Raw genomic sequence first — 15,491 nt, 5'->3', positions numbered from 1 at the left:
ATCTATAAACTTAGACGCTGTGGACTTTCTTTTGGTTCCCATTTTTTCTTTGCTTATAGACATTACATACAAAATAGCATAGGTTGTTACATCACCTATGTAACAACCTATGTTTTTTATCACTTTTTCCACAAAAAAAACACTGTAGTTTTCACTACAATGCTTATCTCTTATAAAGCTTCTTTGATATCTTTTACTAAATCATCTGCGGTAAGTTTAAATTCTTTTTGTAGGAAATCTGGTGTTCCTACTTGTCCAAATAATTCATTTACACCTACACGTTTTAGTTTTACTCCAATTGCATTATCTGATAGTACTTCAGCTACAGCACTTCCTAAACCTCCCGTAATCGAATGGTTTTCAAATGTTACAACCGCTTTTTTACCAGTAACTTCTTTTAGAATCAAATCAGCATCAATAGGCTTGATAGTAAACATATCAACAACCTCTACAGAAATACCTTCTTTTTCAAGTGCTTCCGCTGCATCTAATGCATCTGACACTAATTGTCCAGCTGCAATTAATAATACATCTTTACCTTCTTTAAGAATATTTCCTTTTCCGATTTCAAAAGTAGAACCTTCTTTATATACGTTTCTTACACCTTTACGGTTTGCTCTAACATAATGGATTCCTTCCATTTTCACAAATTCACGAGTAATCCATTCCAATTGAACATAATCAGCAGCATCACAAACAACTGCATTAGGAATTGTACGCATAAGTGCTACATCTTCCCATGTTGTATGTGTTCCACCATTTGGCCCAACTGTAAATCCAGGATCTGATCCATAAATATTCATTGTTGTGTGTGCATAAGCACCTGATAAGAATACTTGATCAAATACACGTCTTGATGCAAATGGTCCGAAAGTATGCATAAATGGAACAAAGCCAGTTACGCTCAATCCAGCTGCAACACCAACCATATTAGCTTCCGCAATCCCAACATTTATAAAACGATCAGGATTTGTTTTTTGAATTTTTGAAAACCCACTAGCTCCACCTAAATCGGCTTCAAGAGCAACAACTTTATCATTTGTTTTCATCATATCTTGAAGGGTTTCAACAACTGCTAACTTTAATTCTTTAATCTCTTTATTTTCTCTATCTAATGTAAACATTATTATTCACCCTCCTTAACAAATGCTTCTAATTTTTCAATTGCTTCATGTGTAGCATTAAGGATTTCATCAGTGTTAAATTTTACAGAGTGGTTTGCATCCATCTCTTCAAAGAATGGTACTCCCTGTCCTTTAATTGAATCAAGAACGATACATACTGCACAATCTTTCTCACTTTTACACAAATCGATTGCATTGCTAATCGCTTCTTCATCATCACCTTTAACTTCATATGTTTTGAATCCAAAAGCACGCATCTTATCAGCAATATTAAATGGATTACAAATCTCACATGTTGGTCCATCTAATTGCTTTTTATTATCATCAATTAAAACGATACAATTATTTAATTTATTATGTGCAATATATTGGAATGCTTCCCAACATTGCCCTTCATTAAGTTCACCATCTCCAACAATCAAATACACATTTTGATCAGATTTTTTCATTCTAAAACCTGTTGCAATGCCTGCAGCTGCAGAAGTTCCTTGTCCTAAAGAACCAGTTGTCATATCGACACCAGGAGTTTTCGTTCTATCTGGGTGAGATGGAAGTTTTGTTCCACCATCATTTAATGTATATAACATCTCTTTTTCAATAAACCCTACATTAGCAAGGGTACTATACCATCCAGGTCCAGCATGACCTTTTGATAAAACTAACATATCACGATCTTCTGCATTTGGATTTTTTGGGTCATATTTCATTTGTTTTCCATACAATACACTTAGTACTTCAACAATTGATAAAGATCCACCTAAGTGTCCATACCCACGTTTTTCTAACATCTTTAATACATCTATACGAATCTTAGCTGATAATACTTTCAACTTTTTTAATTCTGTGTTGTCCATTTAATTTCCACCTCGTTTTATTTTAAAACTTCACTTAATTTTGTCTCTAATTCATTCATGTCCATGATATTATCCAAAATAATAACACTTGGTAATGAAGATACGAATTCTTCTAAATCCTTACCAACCACAAATAAATCTGCTGCGCCTTCTACTGCATCTGATACTGATGAATGTGATACATCAATGCCAGAATAACCTAATTTTCCTAACGCTTTTTCAACGTTCATACGAACAAGCATACTTGATCCTAATCCAGATCCACAGCAACACATAATTCTTTTAATTTCCATTGCTTACCTCCTTTGCCTCACTTTAGTATTGATTTGTCTCCTTCTCTCTTTTTGGTGTTTTTACACAAAATATACAGTATAGACAATCAACAATTAAAATAATATCACAAATATTATACTAAGTCTATGTGGTATACAGACGAACATTTCCTACATATTCACTATAAAACCAATCTCTTTTCTCATCTATTTTCTTTCAATATAAAGATATAGAGGAGATACAACTTCTATCTCCTCTGGTCTATAATTTAATGCATCTTATATTATTCAGCTTTTTGTTTTTTTGGTGCAATAAAATTGTAAATGATTGGTAGTAAGAACAATACAATACAAACACCCATCAATCCAAATCCTTGAACATATTGTGCTATATTACCGAAGAAGATTCCTGCAAGTGAGAAATCAGCATCTGAGAACGTACTATTTGCAAAGTTCAACGCACCCATAACTGGCATACAAATTGCTGGTAAGAAAGTAATTAATAATCCATGCAAGAATGATCCTGCTAGACAACCCTTTAATCCACCTTCTGCATTTGCGAATACACCTGCTGTTGCTCCACAGAAGAAATGTGGAATAACTCCTGGTAAAATCAACGCAACTGGCATAATTGAACTATTAATAAATCCTAAAACAAACAATCCAACAATACCACCAACAAATGAAACTAAGAATCCAATCAACACTGCATTTGGTGCATATGGGAATACAACTGGACAATCTAGTGCTGGTTTTGCATTTGGTACAAGTTTTTCTGCAATTCCTTTAAACGCTGGTACAATTTCACCAATAATTAAACGAACACCTGCCAAAATGATATATACCCCTCCAGCAAAGCTAAGTCCTGATGTAAATGCCCATACTGCCCAGTGCGTTTTTGTATCTCCACTGAATAGTGGTGCTAAGTTTGCACTTTCTGACATTACAGAATCAGTCAATAATCCTTTTCCTACAGCTACCGCAGTAACAACCATAAAGAAGATTACCATTGTTAATCCAATTGCTACTGTTGTATCTCTAAGGAATGATACACGTTGTGGGAAGTTTACCTCTTCTGTAGATTTACTTCCTTTAAATAATTTTCCAATTTGTGCTGCGAACCAATATCCGAATCCACCAAAGTGACCAAATGCCAAATCATCTGTTTTTACGATTTTACGCATTGTTGGTTGACAAATTGCTGGTGATATTACCATAATCAATCCTAATGCTAATCCACCAGAAATAACTAGCTCAGCACCATCTAATCCACCTACATTTAAAATAACGGCTAACATACATGCCATATATAATGTGTGGTGTCCTGTCAAGAAGATATAATTCATTCTTGAGAAACGTGCCATAACAATATTTGCAACCATTCCCACACACATAATATAAGCTGTTTGACTAGCAAACTTTTCTAACCCTAACGAAACAATTGCTTCATTGTTAGGCACTACTCCTTGCATATTAAATGCATAATTGAATAACTCACCAAATGCATTCAATGAACCTGATTGTAGAAATGCTGCCCCTGCACTCAACACAAGGAAACCTACAATCGTTTTAATCGTACCCTTTACTACATCTTCAACTTTCTTACCTTGTAAGATAAGTCCTAGCATTGCCATAAGACCAACTAAGATCGATGGTGTAGACAAAATATTAAGTATAAATTCCATACTGTTTTATTCCTCCCTTACACTATTATTCGTTTGCAGCAGCAATAAACTGGCGATATATTTCCATTTCCGTATCCGCATTCACAAGCATTGCAATTCGCTTCTCATCCGAAAAAATATTTGAGATCGCTTGCATAGCCTGCATATGTGATTCAGGATCACTAGCTGCAAGAGTAACTAACAAACGCACATCATAGCCATCTTCTTTAAATTTCACTGGTTCCTTCAGTACGGTGATTGCTACCTGTTTCTTTATTACTCCTTGTTCTGCACTCGCATGAAGCAAAGCTAAGTTTTCACACAAAACATAATAAGGTCCAAACTTTTCAGTGTTTTTAATGATTTCGTCAATGTAGCGCGCTTCTACATAACCTGTATCTACCAGTGGTTGTACACCCACATGAATAGCTTCAATCCAATCTTTCACACCATTTACAATTTGAACGTTTTCTAGTTTAAGCATGTCTTTCATAATTGTCCCCCTAACATTTACTTCGTACACCTATAGTGTAAATTTATTCATTCATTACTTGAAGTCCAACTTCTTTCATTTTTTTGTGCAATTGTTGTATAAATCTTTGAAAACCAACAAAATAACCTCATTATTTCAATAAAACCAAGCGCTAAAAGTACGTTTAAAAACTTTTTTATTTGACTTTATGTGTCCCCATAAAAATTAAACCAATATAAAAATAGACTGATAATTCAGTCTATCTTGCTTACAATATAAATAAAGCATTTTCATAATCCTTCACATAATAACGAATATTGGTACGCCCCCTCTTGATAATTGTATGCCCTTCTTTTTCCAATAATTCCTTTTGCTTTTCTATACCACCTGGATATTTAGGATGTAACTCTCCATGCGCTTTCAAGGTACGCCAATAAGGTGTTTTATCTTTACTTCTTTGATAACTTGCCCAAGCTACAATCGAAATGAAAATCCCTGCTGTAATTGGGTCTGTGAAGTCCGCATTATTTTGCTTAGCAAAATAATTTCTTATTTCACTTGTTGTTATAACTTTTCCTTCTGGTATTTTTTTCATTACAATATCGTAATCCATCGGTGGTGCAAAATACATCTTTTCTCCACCATATTTTTCAATCGTTTTTTCATCTGTAACGATTTGCACTTTCGGCATCCCATTATCTCTTTCCAACATCGCATTAAAGTCTTTTTTATCTTCATTTGCCATCTGTGATACCTCCTCTTTTCTTCAGTATTACACAGATAAAAATACTATGCAATGAGACAGTTTTAATTATTTATACAATTTTCATTATGTATTAAAGATATCTTTATAAACCTTCCTTGCAAATCCATCTGTCATTCCACAAATATAATCTACTGCTATTTTAATCTTATAATATGTCTTTTCATTTTCTTCTAATCCTTTTGTTTCTACATCATAACGTTGAAAAGCACTCTTGGGGATAAAATCCAAAAGTTTTTCTTCATATGCATTCATCTCTTTTCCATACTTTAGTACTACAGGAACAAATGTATCTAATAAAGAATTCAAGATATTGTATCCTACAATCTCTTGATTGATGATTTCCTTATCTTCAAAAATATATTCAAAACAGAATTTTTTCAATTTATTAAATACCTTGATTTCTGCTGCATCAGCAGCAAACAAATCCCCTTTTAGCGTTCCCTTCATGATTTCATCATAATGATTCACAAAATACATACTTACATATTTAAAAACTTTCTGTTGATACAAGCGGATAAACTCCTGCATCTTTTCTTCATCTGTCTTAGATGAAAGCAAGATTTCATCTACCTCTGGACAATCTTGTAAATACTCTTTTAGATCTGCAAGACTAAACATTTCAAACTTGAATCCATCTTCTAGATCCGAAAAAGTATAAGAGATATCATCTGATGCTTCTAGTAGATACACAAGTGGATGGCGATATTGTCTTGATCCAGTAACTTCTTTTATTTCCTTAAACACATCTTGTTCTGAATAAAAATATCCAACCTTTTTATATGTTAGTTCACTTTTGTCTACTTCATTTGAAGCAGCCATATATTTGATTACCGAATCTAGTACGGAAGCAGTTAATCGCATCCCCACACTAGAACTGCCATTATAATCATGCAACTTTGTTAGCACTCGAATTGTTTGTGCATTTCCTTCAAACTTCAAATAATCTAATTGCTGTTGTTCATTCAAGTCTTTCATCTCTGGATATTTATGGATATTATTTTCAAACCAGATACGAATGGCATCTTCACCAAAATGTCCAAATGGAGGATTTCCGATATCATGAATCAACGCTGCACATTCAAGTAAGCGATGGCACTTTGATAACGGTTCTGTATCAATATCCTTTTTATCTAAGTTGCGTATTACCTCATTTAAGATATCTCTTGAGATCATTGCAACTTCTAAACTATGTGTCAGTCTTGTCCTTACAAAGTCATTACGATCCAAAGGAAACACTTGTGTCTTATCCTGCAGTCGACGAAAAGAAGAACTCTTGATAATTCTTCGATAATCACTTTCAAAAGCATATATTTCATTACCTGATTTATCATTATTATATGCAGGTACACGTGTACTACTTACTAATTTTTTCCATTCCATCTGTTTTCCTCCAATGCATACAAACATTATACCATACAACAAATTGAAAAAAGAATGCCTTGCATTCTTTCTATATTTCTCTTAAAGCTATAAATTCAAGAGCATCTTTAACATCACCTTCTTTTTCAATATCAATGATCATCCATTTGCCACCATTGAAAAAATCATATTTCTTATATGCCTCTTTCGCATTGTCACCACAAAGATCAATAAGTAAATCAGCTTCTTCTTTCTCTTTTTCTGGAACCACCACCAATAATTTAAAATACTTTTCATAAGGATAGATGGTACATAGATTCTTACCCTTTTTCTTATATTTGATATTCCATCCTTTCAAAGAACATCCACTATATTCTATTTTCCGTTTTGCTTTCTTCTCACTCACCAATAATACATCCAAAGTATCCCATAAAGGATTGTTAATATAGTTGCTGATTTCCTTTATACTTGGTTCATTATTTGGTGGATATAATTCATGCCATTCCATATAATCACTCCTTTTCCTTAAAACATACCAAATGTTCTAAATATGCAGATTGTTCAGTGGGTGGATAATATAATTCAGCAGCAAAGCCACCAACGCCAACCAAATTGTGTTCTTCCATCCAACGTGCAGTAAATGCATCAGCTTTATTGATAGCACTATTTACTAACTCATCAAAGGTTTCTGCTTCAAATCCAGTTACCAGATATTCCTTTATTGGTAAGACAAAGGTTTTAAATCCTTTTACTTCTACATAACGATCAACTTCTACTCCTGCCATATACATACAATTTCCTTCTCTAGCATTCCCCATATATAGGACACCAAAGTCATTGCCATCTTTTCGTTTGTAAGGTATATCATTCACCCTTTTACCTAATTCCTCCCACAAATACGTGATTGTGGAAACACCTGTTGTTTGTGGACTCATTAATTCACTTACTTCAACTTCTTGCTCAATACCTACAAAATAACGCTCTTTATCAAATTTCTTTCGTGTTATCTCAATTACCATTTCATCACTAATCAATGGAATACCTTCATCCATCATTACATAATTCAACAATAATTCAGGCTTAACAAAATGATTTAATGGAAGCTGATGTTTTCGATATTCATCAGGGGTTACACCATACACTTCTTTGAAAGCTCTTGAATAATTAGCATGATTGGAAAATTGATACTTCACTGCAATATCAATAATACGTGCATCACTTTCACATAACGCTTTTGAAGATACTGCTAAACGACGATATTTCATATACTCTTGAAGTGAACATTTCACCAAACGTTTAAAAAGACGTTGATAATAAAATGTTGATAAGCAAGCAAGGCTTGCTAATTTATCAATCTTGATTTCATCACATAAATGATCTTCTATATAATTAATTGTTATTTGTATTGATTCCCATGCGTGCATAAGTCTATACCTCTCATCTATAAAATATCATATTCTTAAAATGATAGCTTATCTGACAGTGCTCTTTTTCATTGTAATATGTTTTTTAAAAAAAGCTATATAAAATACTCTCTATTAAACCAAAACAAAGAATAAAGATGACAGGATTGATAGAATACTTGCGATATACAAATAAACCAATACTCAATATAATCAAAATAAAAACTATACTAGTTCCTGTATTTTCAAGTGAAGAAAACAACGATACAACAGCAGCTAAGATCAACCCAAGTGTAAATGCTTGTAGAATTTCCAGCCCTCTTTTTACCCATATGCTATCCTTGTATTTATTTATATTTATATATAAACATACAGCAATTAACACCCCTGGTAAAATACAACCTATCGTTGCCACAACACCACCTAATATACCACTACTTTTAATCCCAACAAAGGTAGATATATTTATTGCTAAAGGTCCAGGAGTTAGTTGCGAAATCGTAATTATATCTATAAATTGTTGGTTTGATAACCAACCTAAATCATCAAGAATCAATTCTTGAATAAGAGGAATTACTGCATAGCCTCCACCAAAACTTAAAGTACCAATCTGTAAGAAACGAACGAATAATGTAACTAATAAAATCATCATAATCTTCGCTGCTTTCGTAAAACATCAAAAATAATAAATAGGATATACAAAGTTAAAATCCATAAAATATGAAGCTGCATATATACACTTAAAAACAACGTCACAATCACAAGAACCAATAACACTACATCTCCCTTTTTGCTAAGCGATTTCCATAAATCAATTACAAAATCCAGCATAATAATAACCACACCATACTGCATTCCCTGTAACAACATTACAATCATTGGTGTTGCTATAAGCAAATCATATATTGTATATATTGCAAAGATAATAAAGAATGGTGGCAATATTGCCGCAATACAACTTATAATCAAACCTATTACTCCAGCAACATGCAAACCTGTAAGAGCAACGATATTGATAGCAATTGCACCAGGAGATGAGTGTGCGATGGTTGAAAGATACAACAATTCTTCTTCATCAAAATAATGATGTTGCTCAACATAAAATTTACGAATCATTGGAATCACAATATACCCACCACCAAACGTAAAAGTACTAATCCACAAATTCACCAGAAACAACCATAAATACTTTTTCATTATTCACCTCTCACACTTAAGTATAGGGGTTGTTAATGGATAATTAAAATATTATAATTTTATCATATACATAATCATTTACTTATATGGAGGAACTATGAACATTCGTCATCTGAAAATATTTTATGAAGTATTAAAAAATGAAAATATAACTTTGAGTGCAAAACAATTATATATTTCCCAACCTGCAGTTTCCGCTGCTATTAAAGATTTAGAAAAAGAAACAGGATTAGTTTTATTTGATCGAATTGGTAAGAAAATAAAAATCACTGAAGCTGGAAAAGAATTTTTAAAAAAGGTAACACCTTTACTTTCGGCTTATGATGATCTAAAAAAAGTCCAACTACAATTGAGAAAGAAATACCACTTCGTATTGGATCTTGTATCACAATTGCTTGCACGCAATTACCAACCATTATCAAAACATTCAAACAAGAAAGTACGGCTCCCATTCATCTGAAAATAGCAAGTGCCAAAACCATTATGAATGCTTTAAATAATAATGAAATCGATATTGCTCTTTATGAAGGCATTCAACCAAATACCAATTTTATATCCATCCCTTTATCTTCCTATACACTTGCCCCAATCTGTTCTTTAGAACATCATTTCACCAAGCAAACAAACATTGCACTTGAAGACTTTCTAAACGAAACCCTTATTTTACGTGAACAAGGAAGTGCCATTCGTGATGTGTTTGACAATTCTTTAGGAACCCTTGAAAAGCGTGCAAACCCAATGATGGAAAGCACCAATTCCCAAGCCATTATAAAAGCTGTAGAAGCAAATTTAGGAGTTAGTTTATTACCTCACCACCTAATTGAAAATAACCCGCTTCTACATTCTTTCCAAATAAAAAATACAACCCTAGTAAACCATAATTGGATTGTATATCATAAAAACAAATATCAAAGTATTCCCTTTAAAACATTCTTATCGCTTATAGAGGACAAATAAAAAGCAACAAATTTGTTGCTTTTTAATATCCTTCTTTACTTTCTGTTCCTTCCATCAGCTTCACACCTGAGCTTGTCCCAATACGATTCGCTCCAGCTTCTACCATCTCATCTAAATCAGCTTTTGAGCGGACTCCACCAGCAGCTTTGATTTTAGCCTTTCCTTTTACTGTATCGCTCATTAGTTTCACAACCCGTGGATTTGCTCCTGCATTACTGAAGCCTGTACTCGTCTTAACAAAATGTGCTTTTGCTTCCACACAAAGCTCACTTGCCTTAATGATTTCTTCATCACTTAATAAACATGTTTCAATAATTACTTTTACGATATTGCCTTTTGCTGCTTCTACAACCCCTTCAATATCTTTTTTCACTGCATCATAGTGCTTGGCTTTTAACTCACCAATATTAATAACCATATCAATTTCCTTAGCTCCATCAGCAATCGCATTACTGCATTCAAAAGCTTTCGCCTTACTTGCCATAGCACCTAATGGAAAACCTACTACTGTACATACTTTCACATCACTTCCTGCCAACTGCTCAGCACAGAAAGATACCCAATAAGAGTTTACACATACACTTGCAAAATCATATTTTTTCGCTTCTTCACATAACACTTGAATTTGCTCTTGTGTTGCGTCTGCTTTTAATAATGTATGATCGATTAATTTGTTCATAGAAATGTCTCCTTTTCTCACAACTCTATTGTATATGTTTTAAAGAAATAAAAAAAGTCCAACTTTTGCATTCTCCTCGTGCAACGGTTGGACTTATCTTTATGCCATTAATAAAGCTTTAATCTCTTGCATGACTTCTTCATACGAATCTGTTGTAAACAACGTTTTTTTATAGTTATCATTTGAGAAAATTTTCATAATATCTTTTAATATTTTTAAATGTTTTACCTGATCTTCAGCAGCAAGCACTAATATAATCTTTGCACTTTTATCTTTTGGAAATAATATTTCTTTTTCAAACAAGCCCATCGATAAACTTAACTCATTAACACCATCTTCCGTTTTCGCATGTGCTAAAACAACATCCTTAGTAATAAACATATATGGTCCCAACAACCTTGTTTGATTAATCATTGCATCTATATAGCGAGACTCAATCTTATTCTTATCAAGTAATGGTTTACCAGAAAAATGAATTGCTTTTTTCCAATCAATATCTTCTGCACAAAAACAAACCGTATCCTCATTCAAGTAATCTACTAATCCCTTACTATTATCTTTTAGTGGATGATATTGAACCGTATTCAAACTATCGACATATCGTTTAATATCTTCCTTTAATACCATCTGTTTATCTTCATCCACATATTTTTTAACTACATCAAAAATATCTTCTGTACTCATCTGTGTTTTTATCGTCGTCCGCATACATTTCTTTAAAATTTGAATTCGATCTGCATCTGTCAAAATAGGATGCACGAGCATACTATTAGGATGATCATCCAACAATACCGTACTGATAACAACATCGTATTTATCTTTCAAATCTTCATACTCACTTAAAGACACAACATCTATACTATCTGCATGAGGTACTAAAGCACTAACTTCACCACGTAACATATTTCCTGTTGATAAACCATTCGGACAAACAATAAGGATATTCATTTGTTCCTCATTTTGATTTGGTGTTATATATGCTCCAAAATGTAATGTAAGATAGGCAATTTCATTATCATTGATTGGAACTCCTATCTGTTGGATTAAATACTCCACCGCTTTTTTAGTAAGATCAAATAATTCTGGATATTGAATCTTTATATCCTCAATCAAAGGATTTCCCAATTGAATCCCATACCGATAACGATATAGAGAAGATTTTAAATGCACAAATAAACTTCGCTCTATTTCCTCTACATTATCAAATTCTACACATGCAATCCTACTAAATTCACTTACAAGTGCTTTTGCCAATTCATAAGGTTCTTGATCCTCATCAACATTCATAACATCAAATGGTAAAGATTGTAATCTAGAGCCTAACAAATGCAGCGTAAGATATATCTTCTCATCAATCTTTAAATCTGAAAATTTCTTATTCACCAATTTATATTCATAAGAATTCGTAATCGTATTCTTATCTACATCACTAAAACTTAATTCATCTTCACTTTCTTCTAAAACAGGAATAAAATTCGCTAATGCCAATAGTGTCTCTTCCACAAACTTTGTATCCAACGTCTTTTCAATATAATCCAACTTTTGTAAATTACTATCTACCGAATCTGTATCAATTGGTAATAAACCATTACGATAAAACTCTGCTAATTCAGGAAAAAACAAAAAGAACAAAGCTCTACTACGAATTACATCTCCTTGAATCAAATAACCAATTTTATTTTCATAATGTAAAGTTAACCCATATTCATTCAATTTAGATGAAACAACCTTTAAATCATTAATAATTGTATTTCTTGAAACTTTACAATAATTCATAAAATCTTCAATAAACAATGGATGTTTACGAATTACGATTGTACAAATAATAATTTTAACTCTCTCCATCGGGGAAAAATACACACTTTCTTGCACTGGTAAAGCTTTTACTATTTTATGAATCTTATCCTTTTGATCATCAGATAAATATATCCCTTTGCTTCTTTCCAAATTCACTTCCGGAATCTTATACGCATTCAAAAAGTCGTTTATCTTACATAAATCATAATAAACACTTCGCTTTGAAATATTATTTTCTTTTGCAACATCCTGAATTTTAATATAATCCTCACTCATCAAAAGCTTATTTAGCAATTCTTGACACCGTGCCTCCAATTCCATCATTGCTCTCACCTCTTATTATCTCTTCATTTCTCTTGTTTTTTATTATCTATCTTGACCTCATTGTAACCCAAACGAATTTTGATTGTCAAACCGTCTTTTTATTTGTTAGTGTAAAATAAGTGTGGAATTGAAAAAAGTGATATATCCTTATAAAATTAAGTTCGACAAAAAACAATTTTAAATGAAAGGTATATATCACATGAACATTTTATCACATTTCTTTAACTCCAACATTATCAATTCTCATTTTTCTGATTTTTCTAATCTTCATGACTCTTTATCATTCCCACTAAATCTTTCTTCTGATATTCATAATTATTCTAACTACATCGCTGCTCTTGCCTCTGCTGGTACTATGTCAAGAAAGTGGACAACTTAAACGTAGACACTTTCTAATTTAACTTTCGATAATACATATTTATATATTCATTTGGTGATTTGTATTCACAATGCGAATGGATTCGTACAGTATTATAAAATGCTTCTATATATTCAAATATTAGTATATACGCATGATTATAATTTTCTATCTTATGCCGATTTAACCATTCTCGTTTGATTAGCGAATGAAATGATTCTATGCAAGCATTGTCATATGGCACACCTTTATCTGAATAACTTCTTGTCATGTTCCCACAAATCTTCTTATATATTTCACTCACAAACTGTGCTCCTCGATCGCTTTGAATTACTCTTGCTTCTACACTTGGATTTTCCTTTATTGCTCGTTGTAAACACTGTAATACGGTTTCTGCCTCCATGCTCTCACTTAATGTCCATGCTATGATTTTTCTTGAATATAAGTCCATTATACTTGTTAGATACACAAATCCCTCTTTTGTCCATATATAGGTTATGTCTGTACACCATACTGCATTTGGTTTGCTTGGATTAAATTGTCGATTCAAGATGTTCTCTAATTTACTTGAATAATCACCATTTACTGTCGTTTTTATCCATGGTTTTATATAATGCGCTTGAATTCCTAATTCTTTCATACACTGGTGCACTGTTCTTTGTGAAATAACTTCTCCTGTTTGCTTTAGTATTTCTGAAATTTTTGGTGATCCATATATGTTATATGAATTCTCATGAATTTCTTTGATTTTTTCTTTTAGTTCTTCTTTTCTTAATTGTTGTTTACTTGGGTTTCTTTTTAACCATTTATAATACCCAGATTTTGATACACCTAATTTTTTGAGCACACTGTTAACAGAAATTGATGTATCTTTACTTTTTGTTTGTTTAACTGCGATGTACTTTGCAACTGTTAGTCTTTGCTCAGTATGCCCATGGCTTTTTTTAAGATATTTAATGCATCTTGTGTATCTTTTAATTCTTTTCTCAATCGTGCGGTTTCTTTGACTTCATCACTTTGATAATTCCCACTACCTCTTGTGGCTATGCTGCCTTCATTTTTAAAGGTTGCTATCCATTTTGATAATGTACTTTTACCCACTCCTAGGTTGTTTGCACATTGTGCTGTTGTTAGTTCTTGATGAGTTAATCGATAATTCACTGCATCCAATTTAAATTCATTGGTATATTGTTTTCCTTTTGACATATTCATTTCCTTTCGTAATATATTGTCTTTTTACATTATACCATGTGATGTTTTTCTCTCTTTCATGTGTACACTTTTTATTCTAGCATCAATGTCTTCAATATACTTATATATCTCAGCCCATAATATTCCTTCTGCATAAAAATCAGGAACTATCCTTCTCAAAGAAAGAACATTCATTGCAGGTATTTGCTTAATCTTTACTGCGTAATGAAATTCATCATCAGACTCTTTAATATCGGAAATAGATTTTTGAATATCACGACTTCTCTTCTTTTCAATGGCAATATTTTTTTCTATTTCTTTTACCTTATCTTCCAAATGATTTATCAATGTATCCTTATCCCAATTATTCATAATATCCTTTATTTCATTTATTGAAAATCTTGCATCACGAAGCATTAAAATCTTTTGCAACTCAGGAACTTGATCAATTGCATACAATCGATACCCATTATTTTCATCAATCTTTGATGGTTTTAATAAATCTATCTCATCATAATACCGCAACATTCTTACCGTTACTTGGGTCAACTTTGAAAATTCTCCTATTTTAAACATATGGACTCCTTTTGATATTAGTATACGTTGCTGTTTTTTATAGTGCAACTAAAAAGAAGCTATTCAGCTTCTTCTTTTTTCCCAATAATATATTCTTCAATTGCTGCTAATCGTTGCAACATTTGTTTCTTATTCGACCTTGCTTTCATCTTATGAAACAAACTTGTTGAAGCTTTACTACTATCAAGTGATTCTTCATAACTAACTTCAATTTCATTATCAGATAATTTCTTTACACGATGTTCAATATATTGATAACCATCTGGAATATCCATCTGTAACTTATAAACCACTCCATATTCAAATTCTACAATTTCTTTTTTAGAAACAAAATCACCTTTTGCCAATTTATAAGTTTGACGATACTTCAAACCTTTTTTAATATCTTTTTTGGTAATCTTTTTTTGCATACTTTTTGGTAATTCTGCTAATAAGTGTTCCATAATAAATTCAAAATACGCTTCTGGGGTAATCTGCATTTTTTTCTTTACAATCATA

Annotated in this window: 19 protein-coding genes; 2 read left to right on the top strand and 17 right to left on the bottom strand. The window is 32.3% G+C overall.

Annotated elements, in window-relative coordinates:
• Nucleotides 1–170: 170 nt before the first annotated feature.
• The 11 genes from M2475_RS00760 to M2475_RS00710 form a co-directional block, all read right to left on the bottom strand.
• Nucleotides 171–1,124, bottom strand: coding sequence for a transketolase C-terminal domain-containing protein (locus tag M2475_RS00760; protein ID WP_277488940.1), 954 nt, complete (start codon nucleotides 1,122–1,124; stop codon nucleotides 171–173).
• 2 nt (nucleotides 1,125–1,126) lie between these two features.
• On the bottom strand, nucleotides 1,127–1,978 hold the full coding sequence (locus tag M2475_RS00755) for a transketolase (RefSeq protein ID WP_277488939.1): 852 nt from the start codon (nucleotides 1,976–1,978) through the stop codon (nucleotides 1,127–1,129).
• Between the two features lie 17 nt (nucleotides 1,979–1,995).
• Nucleotides 1,996–2,271, bottom strand: a complete 276-nt coding sequence (locus M2475_RS00750; RefSeq protein ID WP_277488937.1) for a PTS sugar transporter subunit IIB — start codon at nucleotides 2,269–2,271, stop codon at nucleotides 1,996–1,998.
• 263 nt (nucleotides 2,272–2,534) lie between these two features.
• Complete coding sequence (locus tag M2475_RS00745; protein ID WP_277488935.1) at nucleotides 2,535–3,935, bottom strand: PTS ascorbate transporter subunit IIC; 1,401 nt, start codon at nucleotides 3,933–3,935, stop codon at nucleotides 2,535–2,537.
• A 25-nt stretch (nucleotides 3,936–3,960) separates the two neighbouring features.
• On the bottom strand, nucleotides 3,961–4,407 hold the full coding sequence (locus M2475_RS00740; RefSeq protein ID WP_277488933.1) for a PTS sugar transporter subunit IIA: 447 nt from the start codon (nucleotides 4,405–4,407) through the stop codon (nucleotides 3,961–3,963).
• A gap of 247 nt (nucleotides 4,408–4,654) precedes the next feature.
• Nucleotides 4,655–5,131, bottom strand: a complete 477-nt coding sequence (locus M2475_RS00735; protein WP_277488931.1) for an MGMT family protein — start codon at nucleotides 5,129–5,131, stop codon at nucleotides 4,655–4,657.
• A gap of 84 nt (nucleotides 5,132–5,215) precedes the next feature.
• Complete coding sequence (locus M2475_RS00730; RefSeq protein ID WP_277488929.1) at nucleotides 5,216–6,532, bottom strand: deoxyguanosinetriphosphate triphosphohydrolase; 1,317 nt, start codon at nucleotides 6,530–6,532, stop codon at nucleotides 5,216–5,218.
• Between the two features lie 70 nt (nucleotides 6,533–6,602).
• Complete coding sequence (locus tag M2475_RS00725; RefSeq protein WP_277488928.1) at nucleotides 6,603–7,019, bottom strand: DUF3788 domain-containing protein; 417 nt, start codon at nucleotides 7,017–7,019, stop codon at nucleotides 6,603–6,605.
• 4 nt (nucleotides 7,020–7,023) lie between these two features.
• Nucleotides 7,024–7,935 (bottom strand): helix-turn-helix domain-containing protein, encoded by a 912-nt coding sequence (locus M2475_RS00720; RefSeq protein ID WP_277488926.1) that lies wholly within the window; start codon nucleotides 7,933–7,935, stop codon nucleotides 7,024–7,026.
• Between the two features lie 85 nt (nucleotides 7,936–8,020).
• A complete protein-coding gene (locus tag M2475_RS00715; protein ID WP_277488924.1) occupies nucleotides 8,021–8,566 on the bottom strand; it encodes a chromate transporter in 546 nt (181 codons plus the stop codon).
• Entirely contained in the window at nucleotides 8,563–9,111 is a 549-nt protein-coding gene (locus tag M2475_RS00710; protein ID WP_277488922.1) for a chromate transporter, read from the bottom strand. Before M2475_RS00710 ends, M2475_RS00715 begins: the two co-directional genes overlap by 4 nt.
• Before the next feature lie 97 nt (nucleotides 9,112–9,208).
• Between M2475_RS00710 and M2475_RS00705 the strand changes: the two genes are divergently transcribed.
• Both M2475_RS00705 and M2475_RS00700 read left to right on the top strand, forming a co-directional pair.
• Nucleotides 9,209–9,571, top strand: coding sequence for a LysR family transcriptional regulator (locus M2475_RS00705; protein ID WP_277488920.1), 363 nt, complete (start codon nucleotides 9,209–9,211; stop codon nucleotides 9,569–9,571).
• Complete coding sequence (locus tag M2475_RS00700; RefSeq protein ID WP_346780379.1) at nucleotides 9,460–10,068, top strand: LysR substrate-binding domain-containing protein; 609 nt, start codon at nucleotides 9,460–9,462, stop codon at nucleotides 10,066–10,068. Before M2475_RS00705 ends, M2475_RS00700 begins: the two co-directional genes overlap by 112 nt.
• Nucleotides 10,069–10,090: 22 nt before the next feature.
• Here M2475_RS00700 and deoC read toward each other — a convergent pair whose 3' ends face one another.
• The 6 genes from deoC to M2475_RS00670 form a co-directional block, all read right to left on the bottom strand.
• On the bottom strand, nucleotides 10,091–10,753 hold the full coding sequence (gene deoC, locus M2475_RS00695; protein WP_277489043.1) for a deoxyribose-phosphate aldolase: 663 nt from the start codon (nucleotides 10,751–10,753) through the stop codon (nucleotides 10,091–10,093).
• Nucleotides 10,754–10,846: 93 nt separating this feature from the next.
• The gene (locus M2475_RS00690) at nucleotides 10,847–12,868 is read right to left on the bottom strand and encodes a BglG family transcription antiterminator (protein WP_277488918.1); all 2,022 of its coding nucleotides are present in this window, start codon (nucleotides 12,866–12,868) and stop codon (nucleotides 10,847–10,849) included.
• 392 nt (nucleotides 12,869–13,260) lie between these two features.
• The gene (locus M2475_RS00685) at nucleotides 13,261–14,184 is read right to left on the bottom strand and encodes an IS3 family transposase (RefSeq protein WP_277489042.1); all 924 of its coding nucleotides are present in this window, start codon (nucleotides 14,182–14,184) and stop codon (nucleotides 13,261–13,263) included.
• Entirely contained in the window at nucleotides 14,139–14,432 is a 294-nt protein-coding gene (locus M2475_RS00680) for a transposase (protein WP_277488916.1), read from the bottom strand. Before M2475_RS00680 ends, M2475_RS00685 begins: the two co-directional genes overlap by 46 nt.
• Before the next feature lie 30 nt (nucleotides 14,433–14,462).
• Nucleotides 14,463–14,993, bottom strand: a complete 531-nt coding sequence (locus M2475_RS00675) for a helix-turn-helix domain-containing protein (RefSeq protein WP_277488914.1) — start codon at nucleotides 14,991–14,993, stop codon at nucleotides 14,463–14,465.
• A gap of 59 nt (nucleotides 14,994–15,052) precedes the next feature.
• Nucleotides 15,053–15,490 carry a DUF3284 domain-containing protein gene (locus tag M2475_RS00670; RefSeq protein WP_277488912.1) on the bottom strand — a complete coding sequence of 146 codons (438 nt, stop codon included), beginning with the start codon at nucleotides 15,488–15,490 and terminating at the stop codon, nucleotides 15,053–15,055.
• Nucleotide 15,491: the final 1 nt, after the last annotated feature.

The organism is Breznakia sp. PF5-3 (assembly GCF_029504745.1).
GTDB lineage: Bacteria > Bacillota_I > Bacilli_A > Erysipelotrichales > Erysipelotrichaceae > Breznakia.
Note: the sequence above shows the minus strand (reverse complement) of the source record. Positions and strands in the feature narration are given on the sequence as shown.